Annotated in this window: 22 protein-coding genes; 4 read left to right on the top strand and 18 right to left on the bottom strand. The window is 60.4% G+C overall.

Annotated features, from left to right (window positions below):
• Positions 1-9: 9 nt before the first annotated feature.
• Entirely contained in the window at positions 10-885 is an 876-nt protein-coding gene (locus ACVISU_RS34165) for a polysaccharide deacetylase family protein (RefSeq protein ID WP_456709867.1), read from the top strand.
• A gap of 6 nt (positions 886-891) precedes the next feature.
• Here the strand turns inward: ACVISU_RS34165 and ACVISU_RS34160 are convergent, their stop codons facing one another.
• The 13 genes from ACVISU_RS34160 to ACVISU_RS34100 form a co-directional block, all read right to left on the bottom strand.
• Positions 892-1,578, bottom strand: a complete 687-nt coding sequence (locus ACVISU_RS34160; protein WP_456709866.1) for a TetR/AcrR family transcriptional regulator — start codon at positions 1,576-1,578, stop codon at positions 892-894.
• Positions 1,575-2,129 carry a flavin reductase family protein gene (locus ACVISU_RS34155; RefSeq protein WP_456709865.1) on the bottom strand — a complete coding sequence of 185 codons (555 nt, stop codon included), beginning with the start codon at positions 2,127-2,129 and terminating at the stop codon, positions 1,575-1,577. The genes ACVISU_RS34160 and ACVISU_RS34155 overlap by 4 nt, the downstream gene beginning before the upstream one ends.
• Before the next feature lie 10 nt (positions 2,130-2,139).
• Positions 2,140-3,297 carry an acyl-CoA dehydrogenase family protein gene (locus ACVISU_RS34150; protein WP_456710966.1) on the bottom strand — a complete coding sequence of 386 codons (1,158 nt, stop codon included), beginning with the start codon at positions 3,295-3,297 and terminating at the stop codon, positions 2,140-2,142.
• Positions 3,298-3,641: 344 nt separating this feature from the next.
• Positions 3,642-4,070, bottom strand: a complete 429-nt coding sequence (locus ACVISU_RS34145; RefSeq protein WP_050405302.1) for a GNAT family N-acetyltransferase — start codon at positions 4,068-4,070, stop codon at positions 3,642-3,644.
• 85 nt (positions 4,071-4,155) lie between these two features.
• Positions 4,156-4,419, bottom strand: a complete 264-nt coding sequence (locus tag ACVISU_RS34140) for a hypothetical protein (RefSeq protein WP_050405347.1) — start codon at positions 4,417-4,419, stop codon at positions 4,156-4,158.
• A 34-nt stretch (positions 4,420-4,453) separates the two neighbouring features.
• Positions 4,454-4,690 (bottom strand): hypothetical protein, encoded by a 237-nt coding sequence (locus tag ACVISU_RS34135; protein WP_050405301.1) that lies wholly within the window; start codon positions 4,688-4,690, stop codon positions 4,454-4,456.
• A gap of 65 nt (positions 4,691-4,755) precedes the next feature.
• Complete coding sequence (locus ACVISU_RS34130; RefSeq protein WP_456709864.1) at positions 4,756-5,448, bottom strand: hypothetical protein; 693 nt, start codon at positions 5,446-5,448, stop codon at positions 4,756-4,758.
• 637 nt (positions 5,449-6,085) lie between these two features.
• A complete protein-coding gene (locus tag ACVISU_RS34125) occupies positions 6,086-6,763 on the bottom strand; it encodes a hypothetical protein (RefSeq protein WP_157113430.1) in 678 nt (225 codons plus the stop codon).
• A gap of 311 nt (positions 6,764-7,074) precedes the next feature.
• Positions 7,075-7,329 (bottom strand): hypothetical protein, encoded by a 255-nt coding sequence (locus tag ACVISU_RS34120; protein WP_050405297.1) that lies wholly within the window; start codon positions 7,327-7,329, stop codon positions 7,075-7,077.
• Positions 7,330-7,491, bottom strand: a complete 162-nt coding sequence (locus tag ACVISU_RS34115; RefSeq protein ID WP_157113429.1) for a hypothetical protein — start codon at positions 7,489-7,491, stop codon at positions 7,330-7,332.
• An 868-nt stretch (positions 7,492-8,359) separates the two neighbouring features.
• Complete coding sequence (locus ACVISU_RS34110; protein ID WP_456709863.1) at positions 8,360-8,974, bottom strand: hypothetical protein; 615 nt, start codon at positions 8,972-8,974, stop codon at positions 8,360-8,362.
• 49 nt (positions 8,975-9,023) lie between these two features.
• Entirely contained in the window at positions 9,024-9,329 is a 306-nt protein-coding gene (locus ACVISU_RS34105) for a hypothetical protein (protein WP_456709862.1), read from the bottom strand.
• A 45-nt stretch (positions 9,330-9,374) separates the two neighbouring features.
• On the bottom strand, positions 9,375-9,806 hold the full coding sequence (locus tag ACVISU_RS34100; RefSeq protein ID WP_456709861.1) for a hypothetical protein: 432 nt from the start codon (positions 9,804-9,806) through the stop codon (positions 9,375-9,377).
• A 783-nt stretch (positions 9,807-10,589) separates the two neighbouring features.
• On the opposite strand from ACVISU_RS34100, the gene ACVISU_RS34095 reads away from it, so the two are divergent.
• Complete coding sequence (locus tag ACVISU_RS34095; RefSeq protein WP_050405296.1) at positions 10,590-10,775, top strand: hypothetical protein; 186 nt, start codon at positions 10,590-10,592, stop codon at positions 10,773-10,775.
• Positions 10,776-10,875: 100 nt separating this feature from the next.
• Here the strand turns inward: ACVISU_RS34095 and ACVISU_RS34090 are convergent, their stop codons facing one another.
• On the bottom strand, positions 10,876-11,178 hold the full coding sequence (locus tag ACVISU_RS34090; RefSeq protein ID WP_050405346.1) for a hypothetical protein: 303 nt from the start codon (positions 11,176-11,178) through the stop codon (positions 10,876-10,878).
• Positions 11,179-11,373: 195 nt separating this feature from the next.
• Here ACVISU_RS34090 and ACVISU_RS34085 point away from each other — a divergent pair, with 195 nt between their 5' ends.
• Positions 11,374-11,634, top strand: a complete 261-nt coding sequence (locus tag ACVISU_RS34085) for a hypothetical protein (protein WP_050405295.1) — start codon at positions 11,374-11,376, stop codon at positions 11,632-11,634.
• Positions 11,635-11,663: 29 nt separating this feature from the next.
• Here ACVISU_RS34085 and ACVISU_RS34080 read toward each other — a convergent pair whose 3' ends face one another.
• The gene (locus ACVISU_RS34080) at positions 11,664-12,017 is read right to left on the bottom strand and encodes a phasin (protein ID WP_029079996.1); all 354 of its coding nucleotides are present in this window, start codon (positions 12,015-12,017) and stop codon (positions 11,664-11,666) included.
• Between the two features lie 224 nt (positions 12,018-12,241).
• Between ACVISU_RS34080 and ACVISU_RS34075 the strand changes: the two genes are divergently transcribed.
• Positions 12,242-12,427, top strand: a complete 186-nt coding sequence (locus ACVISU_RS34075) for a hypothetical protein (protein ID WP_050419149.1) — start codon at positions 12,242-12,244, stop codon at positions 12,425-12,427.
• 13 nt (positions 12,428-12,440) lie between these two features.
• On the opposite strand, the gene ACVISU_RS34070 is transcribed toward ACVISU_RS34075, so the two are convergent.
• From ACVISU_RS34070 to ACVISU_RS34060, 3 genes are all read right to left on the bottom strand, one after another.
• Positions 12,441-12,644, bottom strand: coding sequence for a hypothetical protein (locus ACVISU_RS34070; RefSeq protein WP_456709860.1), 204 nt, complete (start codon positions 12,642-12,644; stop codon positions 12,441-12,443).
• A 140-nt stretch (positions 12,645-12,784) separates the two neighbouring features.
• Positions 12,785-13,918 carry an alpha-hydroxy acid oxidase gene (locus ACVISU_RS34065; RefSeq protein WP_456709859.1) on the bottom strand — a complete coding sequence of 378 codons (1,134 nt, stop codon included), beginning with the start codon at positions 13,916-13,918 and terminating at the stop codon, positions 12,785-12,787.
• A gap of 154 nt (positions 13,919-14,072) precedes the next feature.
• A complete protein-coding gene (locus ACVISU_RS34060) occupies positions 14,073-15,092 on the bottom strand; it encodes a GlxA family transcriptional regulator (RefSeq protein WP_456709858.1) in 1,020 nt (339 codons plus the stop codon).

Raw genomic sequence — 15,092 nt, 5'->3', positions numbered from 1 at the left:
AGTTTCGACGTGGCTTTCACTGATCGCATTCCGTACCAGGCTCAGATCGACCGACCGAAACTGACATTGCCTGATGGCAAGAAGCTTGGTGTCTGGGTCATCCTCAACGTCGAGGAATGGCGTATCGAAAATCCGATGCCGCGTACCGTCCTGAGTCCGCCGATGGGCCAGCCGCTGCTGCCTGACGTACCGAACTGGTCGTGGCATGAATACGGCATGCGCGCCGGCTTCTGGCGGCAATTCAAGGCCCTCACCGACCGGAGGATACCGGTGACGCTGGCGACGAATGCCAATGTCTGCAACAGCTACCCACGCGTGGCATCAGCGGCGCGCGAGGCAGGCTTCGAATTCATGGGGCATGGGTTCGTGCAGGGCCCAATGCACAAGGTCGAGAACCAGGCGGAAGCGATCAAGCGTGCTGTCGACACGATCGCCACCTTTGCCGGCAAGCCGCCGCGATCGTGGGAAAGTCCCGGCCTGACCGAGACCGAAGAAACACTCGATCTCCTGCGCCTCAACGGGATCGAATACGTGGCCGATTGGGTGATCGACGATCTTCCCCAGGACATCGCCACACCGCACGGAACTGTGACGACGATTCCCTATTCCGTCGAGACGAACGACATTGTCATTCACGCGCTGCAGCACCTGCCCTCGGAACAGTTCTTGACGCGCTGTACCGACCAGTTCGATCGGCTGTATCTCGAAGGCGCTGAGAACGCGCGGATCATGGCAATCTCGGTGCATCCCTACATCACGGGGGTCCCGCATCGAATCAAATACCTGGAGGCCCTGCTCGACTACGTGATTGGCCATGACGGCGTCGCGCTCATGACGGCGAGCGAGATTGGAGATTGGTATCGGGATCAGATGGCGGCAAAGTAATTCAGCTTAGCCGACGATCTTGATCGGCGCCCTCCGACGATCGGTCGCGCTCTCCGCCATCCTCTCAAATCCGGCCAGAAAGAGATCCAGCGCATCACTGATCATCTGCGCCTTGTCCTCCAGGACGGGCGCCTCATAGATGTACTTGCGTACGCCATAGTAAAAGATGCCGCCGTGAAACACCCAGGCCAGTTCCAATTCGGCCGCGCTTGGCCTGCTCTGCGTCGCGAGGCCGGCCTCGTGGCGACATTCCCTGAGGATACGCGTCAGGATCTTGTCCTTGACCATGCCAACATACCAACGATTGATATCGAGGCCCTTCAGTCCAGAGTAGAGATAGATCCGCAGCCATTTCCGGTTGAAGATTGCGTCCGTGTAGACTTCGTAAAACTCCTGAAGCCGCACGCGGAGCGGACGCGACCGATCCGAGAGCAATTTCTCCCAGCCGATTTCAAGCGGATCGAGATAGACCTTGCGGTAGACCTCCCTGATGAGATCGTCCTTGCTCGGAAAATACCGGTAGAGCAACGGCTGCGTCACACCTAGCCTGCGAGCGAGGGCACGCGTGCCGCCGCCAAATCCTTCCTCCGCAAAAAGCTCTGTCGCCTTGGTGACGAACTCACTGCGACGATCGTCTGCCGACAGCCGCCTCTGCTTGGCACGAGTACGCTTGACGAGTGTCTTTCGATTCATGACCCGTTGCCGTCGTCGTCGGCCAGGAACCGCCCAAAACCTCCTTGCGCGAACAGCAGCGGATTGTTCCGGTTATAGGCGTAGGCTTCCACCGCCCCAAGGAAAATGACGTGGTCGCCGCCGTAGTAACGGTTGGCGGCCCGGCATTGGAAGTTTGCGACCACGTCGGCCAGGACGGGAGCGCTTCCCAGACCTGGTGTCCAGCTCACACCGGCGAATTTGTCACCCGACGATCTGGCAAACTGCGTGGCCAGCGTCTGCTGCGACACGTCAAGAACATTGACTGTGAAATGGCTCGCATTCTGGAAGATCGGCAGTCCCTGCGAAAACATCCCCAGGCTCCACAACACGAGTGGGGGATTGAGCGACACCGACGCAAAGGAATTGCAAGTGATGCCGTAGGGGCGTCCTTCGGTCGACATCGCGGTGACGATCGTCACGCCGGTCGCAAACATGCCGAGGGCGTTGCGGAAGTCACGGGGATCGATCATCGAGCTGTCGCTTGCGAGTTCACTGGCCGGGTCCGGTGGATGTTTGGGTGACTCAGACATCCGGCTGACCTCAAAGTGTCAGGTTTTCAGACGGCAGCCCAAGAGCTACCCGCCCATAGTTGGTGCCGGCCGCGTCGAAATTGAAGGCGAGATGCGAGTTCACCGCATGCGCATCGCGAAACTGGCGCTGCAACGCTCCCGAGGTGAACAGGCTGCGCGCACCGCTCGCTGCAAACAGAAGAGACGCGGCTTCAGTGCACAGATTGACGGCGAACGCGCCATCGCGCCGCAGCCGCGTCTTCGCCGCGATGCTGGGAATATCACCACGCCTGACCTCTGCAAGTACGTCAACGCAGTTCGTGCGCATGATCAGACGTGCGGCATCTATCTTCGCAGAAGCCTTGGCGATCTTGATCTGCGTGCTCTGCAGGTCGCCGAGCTTGGCCCGGTTGTATGTCGAGGCACGGTGTCGCGCGATCTCGACGTAATCATCGAGGCAAGCCTGGGCATTCCCCAGACCGACCCCGGACAGCACATAGGGGAACAACGAGAAAACCGGAAGCTTGTAGAGCGCGTTCGGATTGACGGCACTGCCCGGCGTTGCGCCACCCGCAAGATCGCTGACGGCTACCGTCATGTGCTCGGCAACGAATGCGTCGGTTACTCGCACATCGTTCGATCCTGTTCCGCGCAGACCCGCCGCGTTCCAGGTGTCGTCGATGCTGTAATCCCGCCTGTTCAACAGGAAGAGCCGATACTCGACGCCGTCGGCCTCATCGTCCGAGGCAACCACGCTCGCGAGCATGTTCCACCCGCACGCTTCCACCCCGGACGAGAACGGCCAATGACCGCTCAGCAGATAACCGCCACCTGTCTTCCTGGCCCGTCCTGCCGGGAAAACAAAGGAAGACGCGATCAACGTATCGGGATTATCGCCCCACACGGCGCTCTGAGCCTCGGGCGCGAACATACCCAGCATCCAGTGGTGGCTCGCAAGATTGGCAAAGTTCCAGGAGACCGACGCATCGCCCTGCCCCAGCGCGTCGGCGCAATCGACCAGCGCAACGTAGTCGAGCTCGCTGCCCCCGACGCGCCTGGGCTGCAGGATTCGAAACAGCCCACTATCGTGTAGATCCCGCTCGGTCTCGGGCGGCAAACGGCGCAGTTCCTCGGTCCGCTGCGCCCGCTCACGCAAGTGTGGAGCAAGCGCCCTAGCTCGTGCGACCATGACTGAATAACGACCCGTGTCGGGGCCTGACAGCACCGTCACGTCGAGCCCGCGGCCAACCTCAACCATGGTCTCTTCCTTCGCTTCAGCTCCAAACATTTCGCGCGGCCCGCTCAGTTTATCGAGCGATCACCGGAGATCAATATGCACAAACCTGCACCCCGGGTGAATTCATGACCACGGAGCCGTCAGCTGCCGACGCGGCGCTCCGCTGCGCGCGACCAGCTAACGACCGCGGCTTGCCGACGGGTGCTGCCAGCGAACCAGCAACGCCGAGAAGCCCGGGGCCATTCGACCACCGGGCGCTCCACGTCTCGGCAAAGGCCAGATCCACTTCGCAGGGCCTAGCAGAGTTCCTTCCGCCAATACAGCGAGTGCTGCCACGCCCAGCGCGAGGCAGGCTCGAAGAGCCGATACCCCTGCCGGATGAAGTTGTTGGCCGAAAAATGATTGTCGGTCGTATCCGACACGATCGCCTTCCAACCCGCCCGCCTCGCTCGCGCTTCCAGCGCGCGAGTAAGCCGCACTTGCAGGCCGTGACCGCAGTGCGGCATCATGACGCCAACGCGGCATAGATATCCGGCGTTGGCAACATGGGTCGACGGGACGACGCCTGCGAATGCAATTGGCTTCAGCCCACAAAAAGCAATCCACCAATACCCCTGCTCGAAGTCGGGCACGCGAGTCCCATCGCAGAAGGTCAGCTGATGAAGCTCGGCGAGCGCATCCGCGACCTCTTCGTCCTGCGGATCAATCTCACGTATCCTGTACATTCTTCGCACCTCAAGATTCTATTGTCCGCCAAGGTACTTCGTTCTCTAATCGGGAGAGAGGCGCCCACTCCAGCTGCAACACGAATTATTTCCCGAGCGTGGCTTTGATCCCCAGCCAAACGGCGCCGAGAAAGCCGGTAGCGATCACGGTGATAACCGCCTTGAATGTATAACTTTGCGCCTGCTCCACGCTCCGTCGCCACCGCCGAAGGTGCTGGAAATCCGCGCGCAGCTCCCGTCGATCACCTTCTTCGAATCCGAATGAAGTCAAGACTGTCGCGATGGTCTTGACCACGACCGCGTCGATGTCGCTTCGGCGCACCCGATCCTGTTCGATCAACGTTTCCATCACGATTGCCCTGACATCAGCTGCATGCATCGGATCACCGTCGTATGATGCGGGCGACATTCTCAAACGTACGCTTTCCAAAGTAGAAGCCCATGATCATGCCAGCCCAGGTGCTCACATCTCCCGCAAGTTGCGGCGTCGTGCCAAGGCCGAGAACCTTGTCCCAGATCACGCATTTTCCCGATCCTCGGCCGCCGAATGCCCCCTTGTATCGCGCCGGCCGAAGCAGCGGCTCGAACACTTTTGCGGTTGGAATTTTCAGGATCGACAAGGCTGCTCTCGGTAATGCACGACGGCTTGCTCGCCCGCCTCACGGCGATCGTCCGGCTTGAAGCATCATTGGCGCAGGCGCGCTCTGGCGAGACCGGCGAGCCAGTCATTCAAACTCATTTCCGGCGCGCCGGAAGCGTCCGGAATGCCAAACACTGACGGCGGCAGATATCGCATTGGCTGTCCGCTGAACGGGCTCAGCGGCCTGATCGAAGCCGGCGGCGCGCCCGCGACAGCCCCGAAGCGTTCGTCGAATGTCGCGGGCCGACCCACCTGCCGAATCGAAGCCGACGGAACGAACGGCACAGCAGACGCTCCCCCGTCGAAAGCAGCTTGGCTCTCACCCGTCGGCGACACGCGCACGAGGCTCCGGACAGGTGCTTGCTCGTTGGCCTGTTCTTGCGAGGGGTCATCGGGTGGCGCAACGAACGACTGCGTCTCGTAAAGTGGTCGCGACGATGTAGCCGATCCCTGCATGAATCGTCCGCCAGTACCGAACCCGCGAACGGCATCAGACTCGCTAGGCGCGGGATTTAGGTAATTATAGGTAGGATCAGGTATTGGGGACTCGAGCGGTACGAGACTAGGCGATCTTGGAACAAAACGCTCCTGGTCCGGAAAGAACGGATGATTCCAGAAGACGTGCGGATTAATGGGATTCTGACGGCGTGGATCGTCGGGACCGTAAATCTGATAATGGGCATGTTGATCTTTCGTACCCACATTGCCCATCTTGCCGATGAGGTCACCTGCGAACACCTTCTAGCCTTCCTTCACAATTTGACTCTGAGTATGAAGAATCTCGTGGGAATTGCCGTTGTAATCTCTAATCGCAATGGTATTTGTCCTCCCGCCCCCCGCCCTAGTCACGACACCTGACACGGGCGAATGCACCAGCGGATGTTGAAGGTTTATTCCCGTCTGCCCTCCAAGATAATTCATGTCAACGCCGATATGGGGGTCCGACGACGGTGGCTTCACTCGACCTTCCGCTCGTCCGGCGCCAAAGTGGCCCGATCGTCCCGTGACATGTCCATTGCGGCCATCAATCGGAGGCAGCATCATGTTTATGATGTCTCGTAAATTCAATTCAGGTCTCCTTTGCAAAGTACTCCTGATCGTCATTGGCGCAACGGTCGCGGCGGACCGTTGACGATGACTGTAAGCCCGTCTTCGGCGGCAACGCCCTCGCGCAGACGATCTGCGTCACAATCCCGGGATTGCGCGGCCGATCGCTCATTGCAGTGAGGTTAGCGGCACGGACCGCGGACAGGCAATTGGCGAACGACTCGTCAATCGCAGCCATTTGACAGGTTCTTAGATCTACATCGGCCAGAAAATGGCTCTCAGATCGGGTCGGCGCCCGCTCATCGCCAATGAGCCGCCCCTGCAGCGGCTAAGGCGCAGCGTTGACGCTCCACGTTCCGTCTGAACCTTGGGTCAAAACCACGGGCTTCTTGTCGGGGCTCTCAAGCTTGATCGTTTTGTCATCGATCCACGCGACAAAGGTCGCTTTTGCGGGCAAGGGAGTCTTGCTTTCTTTCGACGTCCAAACTGGACGCTGCTTTTTGCCTCGAACGTCGAGAATCGCAAAGCTTGTTTCGTCCTCGCCGCCTTCCTCGGTGAGCACTAGATTCCCGTCTGGAGAAAATTGAGGAAACGCATTTCCGAAATCGAGCTCGCGACCTGTTCTTCCCTCGATAGCCGCGCATTGACCACCGTCCGCTCCGTGGTCACAAACGACAAAAATACGTGTCGATGGATAGAAGTCGGCAAGGCCGTAACCAAATCCTCCTTCACTCCTTCCGAATCCGTTCTTGTTATCGAATATTTTCCGGCTGCCGCTATCCATGCGAAGAACGAGAGTGTTGCCTCGCATTGCGGCCAACGGCCCCGCCAACGCCACGCACCGTGCATTGAATTCCGCAGTAGCGTCGCGTGAAAACGACTCGCTGCAGGTCTTGACTCTCGACGCCGGCGCACCCGCTTGTTCAGAAGATTGCTCGGCACTCATCGGCAAGGTCGCATCGACAAGAACGACGAGACTTGCAAACAAGAGAACGAAATTTCGCATGGCTGCCCCCGCTTTGCAGTGATTTACCAACTCATGCCCGGTTCGTTGGATCGCATTTCCAGATCATCGAGCACGCGGCCGCACTGGCCGCTACCGACCGACTAGGCCGCATCATCGCACAATGGCACCGCTCCGCTCGGACACGCCATGGTAGATATCATGCCGGGCAACGCGTTGGTAGAGCGGTCCCGTAGAACGAGGCCCACGATGCAAGAGCCGGCCACGACAGTGGTTCGGCTTCGCATCGACGTGATTGAACGTTTTGGCGGGGTCGTCGACAAAGTCAGCCCAAATCGGACGGGCCGCTGCTCTCAGGCATCTTCGCCGTCAATCTCCTCGGGTTCAACGATGATGCGCTCGATGCGGTGCACAAGTTCGAGCGCCCCGTCAGCGTTTTCGATCGCCTGCGGCGCTTTGCCCCAGCCGCGATCGAGGATGGCATTGGCCGCGGAGACGCGGGCAGCCGGAGTGGCGCTGGTCGATCGCATCACGCCGACCAGTGCGTTGAGTGCGCTTCTCGTATGGCTCCGCGCAAGCGAACGGATCTGCGTAGTCGTCCTCGCCACTCACTTCTCCTCCCAATCGGACGGGAGATATTCACTCGGAGCCGTATCGGCATCATTCGTGTCAGGATCGGGCACCACCGAGCGAAATGCGATCGTCGGAAAATCCGTTCGCTCGCCTTCGTGACGCGGACGGGGGATGAACTGTATGATCTCTGCGCTCATGCGAACTCCGACAATGCAATGGCGATCAGGCCCGCAAGCGCGAGCGATATCAGATAGGCAGTCATGCGAACCTCGTTGATCGGCCGTCAACGCGCGATGCGGCCATCGAATAGAATGTGCGGCAGATCGCGCAGCGGGCGGCGATCTTTGGGGCGCGAACCTTATCCCTGACGTGTGGGGCCGCTGGCGGCGCCGGCTTACGCCGCGCCGCAGGACCGTCGCGTTCGCGCGCGCCGGCCAATTTCGTGCCCGTTTCAATCGGTTCGGACGGCGGCTCGCTCGCGACGCTCAGGCGACGGGCTGGGAGGATGTGGCGTCGTGACGTTGCGGCCGCCGTCCGATTGGCGAAACGGCAAACAAAAAGCCCGCCGCGGATTGCTCCGTGCGGGCCCAACAATTTCTGATTTTCGGATTATGCCCCTGAGTTGCCCGACGTGTCAAACGTTTTTGCGAGATGAAGCGGAAGCGTTCGATGCGCCACCTGCTACAGCGGCTTGTACATTTTTGCGGTGCGAATTTTCAAGATCGACAAACCTGCCGCCGATGAGCCAGGACTGCATTGGCACCGAGCTACCACCTCGCTGCGGTGGTCGCCCACGGACCGTCACTGACGAGGACGTGGCCTGATCAGGCCGGCCGGCCAGCCAATCATTGAAATCCGTCTCCGGAACATCGGAATTGTCCGGAACACGCAACACCGACGGCGGCAGGTATCGCATGGGCTGTCCGCTGAACGGACTCAGCGGTCTCGCCGCTGCCGAGGGCGCAGCTGCCGGAGGAGAGGACGCAGGAAACCGTTCATCGAACGCAGCGGGCCGGCCAGTAGAGGAAATCGACGCGGACGGAACCAACGGCACGGCCGGCGCTCCTACATCGAATGCAGTTTGCCCCTCGCCCGCAACCGGTACACGGACCAAGTGCCGAATAGCCGCTTTCTTACCGGCCTCCACCTGCGAAACATCGCCGGGTAGCGCAGCGAATGATCGAGCTGGGCCGCCGCTCGCAGCGGATGCCGGCACCGCGCTCCAGCGGTCCGCAAAGTCGGCAGGTCCGTCAGCCAACGCCTGCGCCACCGCGGATTGGTTTGCCAGATATGTCGCGCCAGCTCCGTCAGCACCGATCTGCGGAACGTAGCAACACCGCGCTGCACAGCATTCCACTTGTTTCTCAGCACCCGCGCTGGAGTCGGACCTTGCTTGTAGAACTGAACAAGCAGTGCGCGTTGCAGTTCCGGGCTTAAGCCGTTCCAAGCGTTGATCCCCGTCGTCGGGTCTCCATTGATGCTCATGTTGGATTGATAAACGCCAAGACCGTGCTGCAAATATGCAGCGATCGCTGATGCTGTCAGCGCTTTGTCGCTGCCATTCTGCAAGGCGACGCCCGCCGAGTATAGATTCTTCGCATAGGGCGCGAAGGCGGGATCATTTGGATTTTTCAGAATTGCCTGAATAGCGTTGTGAAATTCATGCCGGCGAGACCGCAATCGACCAGCAGCGGGTTGAAGAATTTCGTCCAGACATCCGATCCAACCGTTATCGCGTTGGGATTGGCACGATATCTTCCGAGATGTAGTCCGAGGCTCCCCGCTCCGCATTAAATAGGTTCCTTGCCAGCCCTCGCGCGTAATCGATGCCAAGAGACGTGTCTGCGTAGAGAGACGAGAGGTAGGCCTTCATCTCATTTTCGTAGCTTGCGGTCTGATCGAATTGCTCTTGAGCCAAAGCTCCGGCAATGGCCTCTGCAGGTACTCCATACCTCGCTGCCGCAGCGGTGATCTGGGGTACCATCGATTGAACCAAGGCCAGGGTTTTCTTGCCGTATGACGGAGCAGAGGCCATGATCAATCTCTTTGGGGTATGCGTTTCATGTCGGTTTACGAGTACTTACGAAAGAGCCCAGAAGTAGGCCCAGACTCCCGCCCAATCCAAAATGAGGGAAGTCAAGACAATCGTGTTCCACAAGACGACGCGTGAGATCCACTTGATCCCCACAAGAATTGCGGTCAGGACAACAACGAGCGGTGAGAACGACACAAGTGTACCGATTGCAGTATCACGAACGAAATCGTCGAACGGGCCAACGAGCAGCGCCGTAATCCCGATCGCCAACGTCGAAAGGCCGAAGATAATCCCACAGACAGGATCAATCTGTAAGTCGCCGGACGGAGATGGAGAAAATACGTTGGAAACACGCACCCGATAGCAGCAATCGTGGAGAGATGATTGATCATCGGTGTCGCGCGGACAATCTGCTCGGCGTCCATGAATTGTCCCCGCGGAAGGCGATTTAGATGAGACATCACCCCAACCGCTCATGATTGAACCAGGCGAGCTTACAACACCCGCGGTTCATCGCCAGCAATCAGCGGCGCATCTGCTCTCTAGAGTATACGAGCAAATGCCGCGCAGCAGCGCCCACAAACCCGGGCATTTGTTGCGCATGGTTTCAGGAGCTTTTGTGCAGAAGAGCCGGCGCTCGCGCGGCGCCTGCGGTGGATGAATGTGCGGCAGATCGCGCAACGGATGGCGATCTTTGGGGCGCGAACCTTATCCCTGACGAGTGGGGCCGCTGGCGGCGCCGGCTTGCGCCGCGCCGCTGGACCGGCGCGTTCGCGCGCGCCGGTCAATTTCGTGCTCGTTTCAACGGGTTCGGACGGCGGCTCGCTTGCGACGCTCAGGCGACGGGCTGGGAGGATGTGGCGTCGTGACGTTGCGGCCGCCGTCCGATTGGTGAAACGGCAAACAAAAAGCCCGCTTCGGATTGCTCCGCGCGGGCTCAATAATTTCTGATTTTCGGATTATGCCCCTGAGTTGCCCGACGTGTCAAATGTTTTTAAGAGCTGAATGCGATCGATAAAATACGACGCGTCGCCTTCGACGGTGAGAAACCGCCCTAATCGAAAGTTGATGCATGATCCGGAATCGCGACACGAGCCGGCGCCGATCGCCGTATCCTGGCTGCGATGATGTCAGTGTGCCGCTGAGTTGCCCGACGCGTCAAGGGGACAACCAGCCCACATCTTTTAGATCGACATCAGGACAGTTTTGGCTCGCGTCGGTCGACCCGCGCCGCAATTAGATTGCAAGGAGGAAGCGTCGATGTATTTCGTTGCTGCCGTGCTCGCGGTCCTGTCCGGCCTGTTCTATGCAGCGGGCCATCATGAGATAGGTTCGATCGGTGCCACCATGTGCCAGTATGGCGGTCTCTTCTGCGACAGTCCGGTGCTGGTTCTCGTCGGTGCCGGGTTCGCCGCAGCGTGGGGCATGCTCGTCAGCGTGCGCTGATCGTCCTGCAGTATTTCGACTATAGCCTTGTCCCGCTAATTTGCCCGACCAGCCATTTCCTGCACTTTGCGTCGGATGCAATCTCAAGGACGCCCCGCATCTATTGCGGTGTACTCGGATTTGCCGGCTGGGCGGGCTTTGGACCGGGTGGATCTGGCTCAATCGGTGTCTTGGGCTCGGTCGGCATCACCTTTGCGCCGGCCGCACGTGCTGCCTCGCCGGTCGTTGAGTAGTTGGCGGAAGCGGCCGGCTGCACCTTCGGCTTGCTCCACGGACCGTGGTCGACCATCAGCATGCCCAGCACGCCAAGGATCGCTACCAGCGCAGCGATCCACAGCGGCGTTCCGCCGTGCCGATTGCGATGCTTGACCGAACGGCCATCCGATATGCCATGCGCCTGCATTGTCATCGCCGTTTCCCTCACGGAGATAAACCGCGAGCGGCAGCTAAGTTTCCGGTTCCCCAATGTGGAAGCGACGTACGTTGGTGGAACCAATTCCCGGCGGCTGAATTTTCATGATATGTGACCGTCGAGAATGCGCACGCCCGGATAAGCAGGACGGCCACCTCATCCCTTGAGTGAAATCGCGGCCGACACATGAACTCTGAAACACCCGAGTCTCCGCTTCAGCCCACGCTCGGTGAGCGGGCGATCGACACCGCGACGGACGTTTCGCGCACCATCACCGAGGTGTCGGACGGACTTCGAGCGGCGGCCGACCGCCTCAGCGATGCGATCGCAACCTCGCGCCGGCCGGGCGGCGTCCTCGCCACGGTGAGCGCGGTCACGCGTGAAGCGCCCCTCGCCAGTCTGTTTGTCGCGTTCCTGCTCGGTATCGCCATCGCGCGCCGGCGCTAGACGTCACCGCGCCGCAAGGGCCGCTCGCCCTAGAACTTGCCCTTCGTGGCGTCCTTGGTTGCGGACATCACGCTTCCGCTGATCTGACGCATATGTTCGCCGGCATTGGTGAACTGGCTGCGCAAGAATTCCGACTGGATCCGCATCGCCTCCTGCAGATCCGTGGCATGCACGAGCTTGCGCGCGTGCTCAAACGCCGCCTTCATGTTCTGCTCGGTGAATGACAGCGCCTGTTTGGAGATCTCGGTACCGGTGCCCGGCATCGCCGTCATCGACTTGCTTGCGGCATCAAAGAACAGGCTGAAGGCTTTCTCGGCCTGGTCGATGGTCTTTTCCGCGAGATCGCGCAACTCGGCGGGAACTTCAAGCTTCGGCTCAATCATGATCGCGCCCCTGAAATAAGTGTCTGGCAAGTTAGCATAGATTATGACGACGTCAGCGCCGTATCGCGAACCATGACAGCGCCCACTCGTTCCTCCAACCGAGGAAAAATTACCTAGCAGGGCAGACCGCGCCACCTACCGATTCCAATCATGTCAGCACTGTGGCATAGTGATTCGACCTCGTCGTGGTCGCGTTCGCGTCTCTTGGGGAATAGGGGGATCCGATGCTACGCGCCGTCCGTCCAACACCGACCTGCACCCGCTTCAAGACCAGCATAGAGATGCCTTGCATGAAGTGCGGCACGCAAATGCGGCTTGCCTTGATCGAGCCGCGCGACCAAGTCTACGACGTGCTGACCTATCAGTGCGCGCCATGCAATTCCGGCGAAAGCTTCCTGAACGCGCGCTAGGCGATTGGTCCGTTCAGTCGTTCAGCACCGCGGCCGCCGCCTCCGTCAGTTCGGGCTCGTCGTCATACAGCTCGACCAGACCGAGCTCCGTGAGAGCGCGCAAATCCTCGTCACTGACCGGAGACAATTTGAGCCTGCCGGCCTGGATATCGCGAAGGATCCATCGCAAGGCGATCGCGCGTTCAAGTGAAAATTCAGCGAATGGATTATCTGCCATTCACCTCACTAGCTCCGCATTTCGATCAGACTTTGTCTTTGCCGCGGCGGCTTCATGGACACCACAGATTGACGGCGCGATCGAGGTGCCCGGAGCCCCGATCGCGTCATCGCTCCTTGTGTCTCTCGCTGCGGTGCGGTTCAGTAGCGGTAAGGGTCGATATCGAGCAGCGGGAATGCGCTGAACACGCTCGGCAGGTTGGTCGGCGTCGCTGGATGCAGATAGGACTTGTCCAGTTCGGCGAAGCTGGTGACGCCGAGCAGACCGAGGCAGCGGATCACCTCGTCCTCCAGCAATTCGAGCATGCGGACGATGCCTGCCTCGCCGGCCGCAGCGAGCGCCCAGCATTGCAAACGGCCGATCCCGACAAGGTCGGCCCCCGAGACGATGGCTTTCACGATATCAGTGCCGCGGCAGATCGAGCCATCGACCATGATCTTGGCGCGGCCGGCGACGGCCTGAACGATCTCGGGCAGGACGTGCATCGATCCGCGCCCGTGGTCGAGCTGCCGTCCGCCGTGATTTGAGACGTAGATCCAGTCGACCCCGTGGTCGAGGGCGATCCTGGCGTCTTCCGCGGTGGCAATTCCCTTGAGAATGAGCGGAATCTTGAACTTGTCCTTGATCAACTTCACCGTCCGCCATTCCAGCCCCTTCTGGAAATCGCCGCCAGTGGCGCGGATGCGGCTTTCGCGCACATAGCGCTTGGCGATGTCGCGCTCACGCCGGCTGTAATGGGCGGTGTCCACGGTGAGGCAGAACGCAGCGTAACCATTGTCGATGGTCCGGCCGACCGTATCCTCGACGAACGCATCGTCGCCGCGCACATAGAGCTGGAAGATGCGCAAGGCGTCGGGTGCCGCCTTGGCGGTATTTTCCAGCCCAGGCTCCGACACCGAGCTCAGCATATGCGCCGCGCCGAACGTCCCCGCTCCGCGCGCGACGGCTGCGCCAGCAGCCTGATCGAAGATCTCGAGCGCGCCGACCGGCGCGATCATCACGGGAAGCCGGAGCTTGCGGCCGAATACCTCGGTGGATGGATCCACATTGATGACGTTGCGCAGCACGCGCGGCCGGAACGCGATCTCGTCGAGCGCCATCCTGTTGCGGCGCATCGTGGTCTCGGTTTCCGAGGCGCCGACGATGTAGTCCCAGGCATTCTGGTTCAACCTGGCGCGGGCCTTTTGCGCGAACTCGTGCAGGTTCTGGAATTCCTCGCCGCTGGCGCCGAGTTCAACATTACGCGCCTGCCGAATGGGGGTCCCGTCATTCATGGTCGTTTCTTCTCCCGATTTGGCCGGCACATTAGCCGCAGACAAACCGGAAAAGCTACCACCTTGACCCACCCAACCGGCCAGCGAAGGCCAGCTATTCGCTTGTGAGATAGATCGGGTTTCGACGCCTCCGCACTGAGCCGTCCGACACGGGCTAGCTGCCCGAAAACCGGTTTCGGTACTCGGTCGGCGACACGCCGAGGTGGCGCAGGAAGGCCCGCCGCATTCGTTCGTCGTCGCCAAATCCTGCGCGCTTTGCGACCTCGACCACGCCGCCGATCTGGCGGCTTTCGAGCAGCAAGCGCGCCGTCTCTACGCGCAGCGCCTCGACGCCGCTAGCGGGTGTCATGCCGGTGCGGCTGACATAGGTTCGGGCAAAGGTGCGCGGCGTCATACCGGCCTTTTCCGCGAGGGTCTCGACCTTGAGGTCTTCAGTGATGTTCTCGATGATCCAGGCATGCAGCGCACTGAACCGTCCCTCGACGTCCGACGCCTGGGCTGCAAGGACGGTCGAGAACTGGCTCTGACCGCCCGGCCGCTTCAAAAACACCACCAGCCTGCGCGCGACATCGAGCGCGATGGTGTGGCCGAAATCCTCCTCGATCATCGCGAGTGCCAGATCGATGCCGGCGCTGACGCCCGCCGACGACCAGACATGTCCGTCCTTGACGAAAATCGCGTTGGGCTCGACGCGAATGTTGGGAAAGCTGTCCTGCAAACGCGGACAATAGCGCCAGTGCGTTGCAGCACGCTTCCCGTCCAGAATCCCGGTCCAGGCCAGCGCAAACGCGCCGAGGCAGACTGATGCGATACGGCGCGCCTTCGGCAGCGCCTCCGCAATCCAGTCCATCAACCCGGCGTCGTTGCGGATCTTCCAGATACCGGGCCCGCCGGGGATTACCAGCGTATCAACCTCGGCGGGCGCAACACTGGCGACCGGCGCCGTGTCGATCATCATGCCGACATCGGTCGGCACCAATCCGCCCGAGGTCGACAAATAGAATATCGAGTATCCGGGCCCCGGCAGTTCGATCGCCTCCAGTTCAGCGAACACCTGCGCCGGTCCGGAAATGTCCAGCAAGGTCACGCCCGGAAAGGCGACGATCGCGATCGACCGGGTCGCTTTCTTGTCACGTGGCTCGGGCCGGGACGCTTTGGCAGTTTTCGAGGGCAT

The sequence above is a fragment of the Bradyrhizobium sp. USDA 4452 genome, from assembly GCF_054063575.1.
Note: the sequence above shows the minus strand (reverse complement) of the source record. Positions and strands in the feature narration are given on the sequence as shown.

What these genes read in the sequence shown, in the direction of transcription:
- ACVISU_RS34160 (WP_456709866.1), bottom strand. Translation starts at nt 1,578, where the DNA reads ATGAATCGAAAGACACTCGTCAAGCGTACTCGTGCCAAGCAGAGGCGG.
- ACVISU_RS34155 (WP_456709865.1), bottom strand. Translation starts at nt 2,129, where the DNA reads ATGTCTGAGTCACCCAAACATCCACCGGACCCGGCCAGTGAACTCGCA.
- ACVISU_RS34150 (WP_456710966.1), bottom strand. Translation starts at nt 3,297, where the DNA reads ATGGTCGCACGAGCTAGGGCGCTTGCTCCACACTTGCGTGAGCGGGCG.
- ACVISU_RS34145 (WP_050405302.1), bottom strand. Translation starts at nt 4,070, where the DNA reads ATGTACAGGATACGTGAGATTGATCCGCAGGACGAAGAGGTCGCGGAT.
- ACVISU_RS34140 (WP_050405347.1), bottom strand. Translation starts at nt 4,419, where the DNA reads ATGGAAACGTTGATCGAACAGGATCGGGTGCGCCGAAGCGACATCGAC.
- ACVISU_RS34125 (WP_157113430.1), bottom strand. Translation starts at nt 6,763, where the DNA reads ATGCGAAATTTCGTTCTCTTGTTTGCAAGTCTCGTCGTTCTTGTCGAT.
- ACVISU_RS34115 (WP_157113429.1), bottom strand. Translation starts at nt 7,491, where the DNA reads ATGAGCGCAGAGATCATACAGTTCATCCCCCGTCCGCGTCACGAAGGC.
- ACVISU_RS34105 (WP_456709862.1), bottom strand. Translation starts at nt 9,329, where the DNA reads ATGGCCTCTGCTCCGTCATACGGCAAGAAAACCCTGGCCTTGGTTCAA.
- ACVISU_RS34100 (WP_456709861.1), bottom strand. Translation starts at nt 9,806, where the DNA reads ATGAGCGGTTGGGGTGATGTCTCATCTAAATCGCCTTCCGCGGGGACA.
- ACVISU_RS34095 (WP_050405296.1), top strand. Translation starts at nt 10,590, where the DNA reads ATGTATTTCGTTGCTGCCGTGCTCGCGGTCCTGTCCGGCCTGTTCTAT.
- ACVISU_RS34090 (WP_050405346.1), bottom strand. Translation starts at nt 11,178, where the DNA reads ATGCAGGCGCATGGCATATCGGATGGCCGTTCGGTCAAGCATCGCAAT.
- ACVISU_RS34085 (WP_050405295.1), top strand. Translation starts at nt 11,374, where the DNA reads ATGAACTCTGAAACACCCGAGTCTCCGCTTCAGCCCACGCTCGGTGAG.
- ACVISU_RS34080 (WP_029079996.1), bottom strand. Translation starts at nt 12,017, where the DNA reads ATGATTGAGCCGAAGCTTGAAGTTCCCGCCGAGTTGCGCGATCTCGCG.
- ACVISU_RS34075 (WP_050419149.1), top strand. Translation starts at nt 12,242, where the DNA reads ATGCTACGCGCCGTCCGTCCAACACCGACCTGCACCCGCTTCAAGACC.
- ACVISU_RS34070 (WP_456709860.1), bottom strand. Translation starts at nt 12,644, where the DNA reads ATGGCAGATAATCCATTCGCTGAATTTTCACTTGAACGCGCGATCGCC.
- ACVISU_RS34065 (WP_456709859.1), bottom strand. Translation starts at nt 13,918, where the DNA reads ATGAATGACGGGACCCCCATTCGGCAGGCGCGTAATGTTGAACTCGGC.
- ACVISU_RS34060 (WP_456709858.1), bottom strand. Translation starts at nt 15,092, where the DNA reads ATGCCCTCGAAAACTGCCAAAGCGTCCCGGCCCGAGCCACGTGACAAG.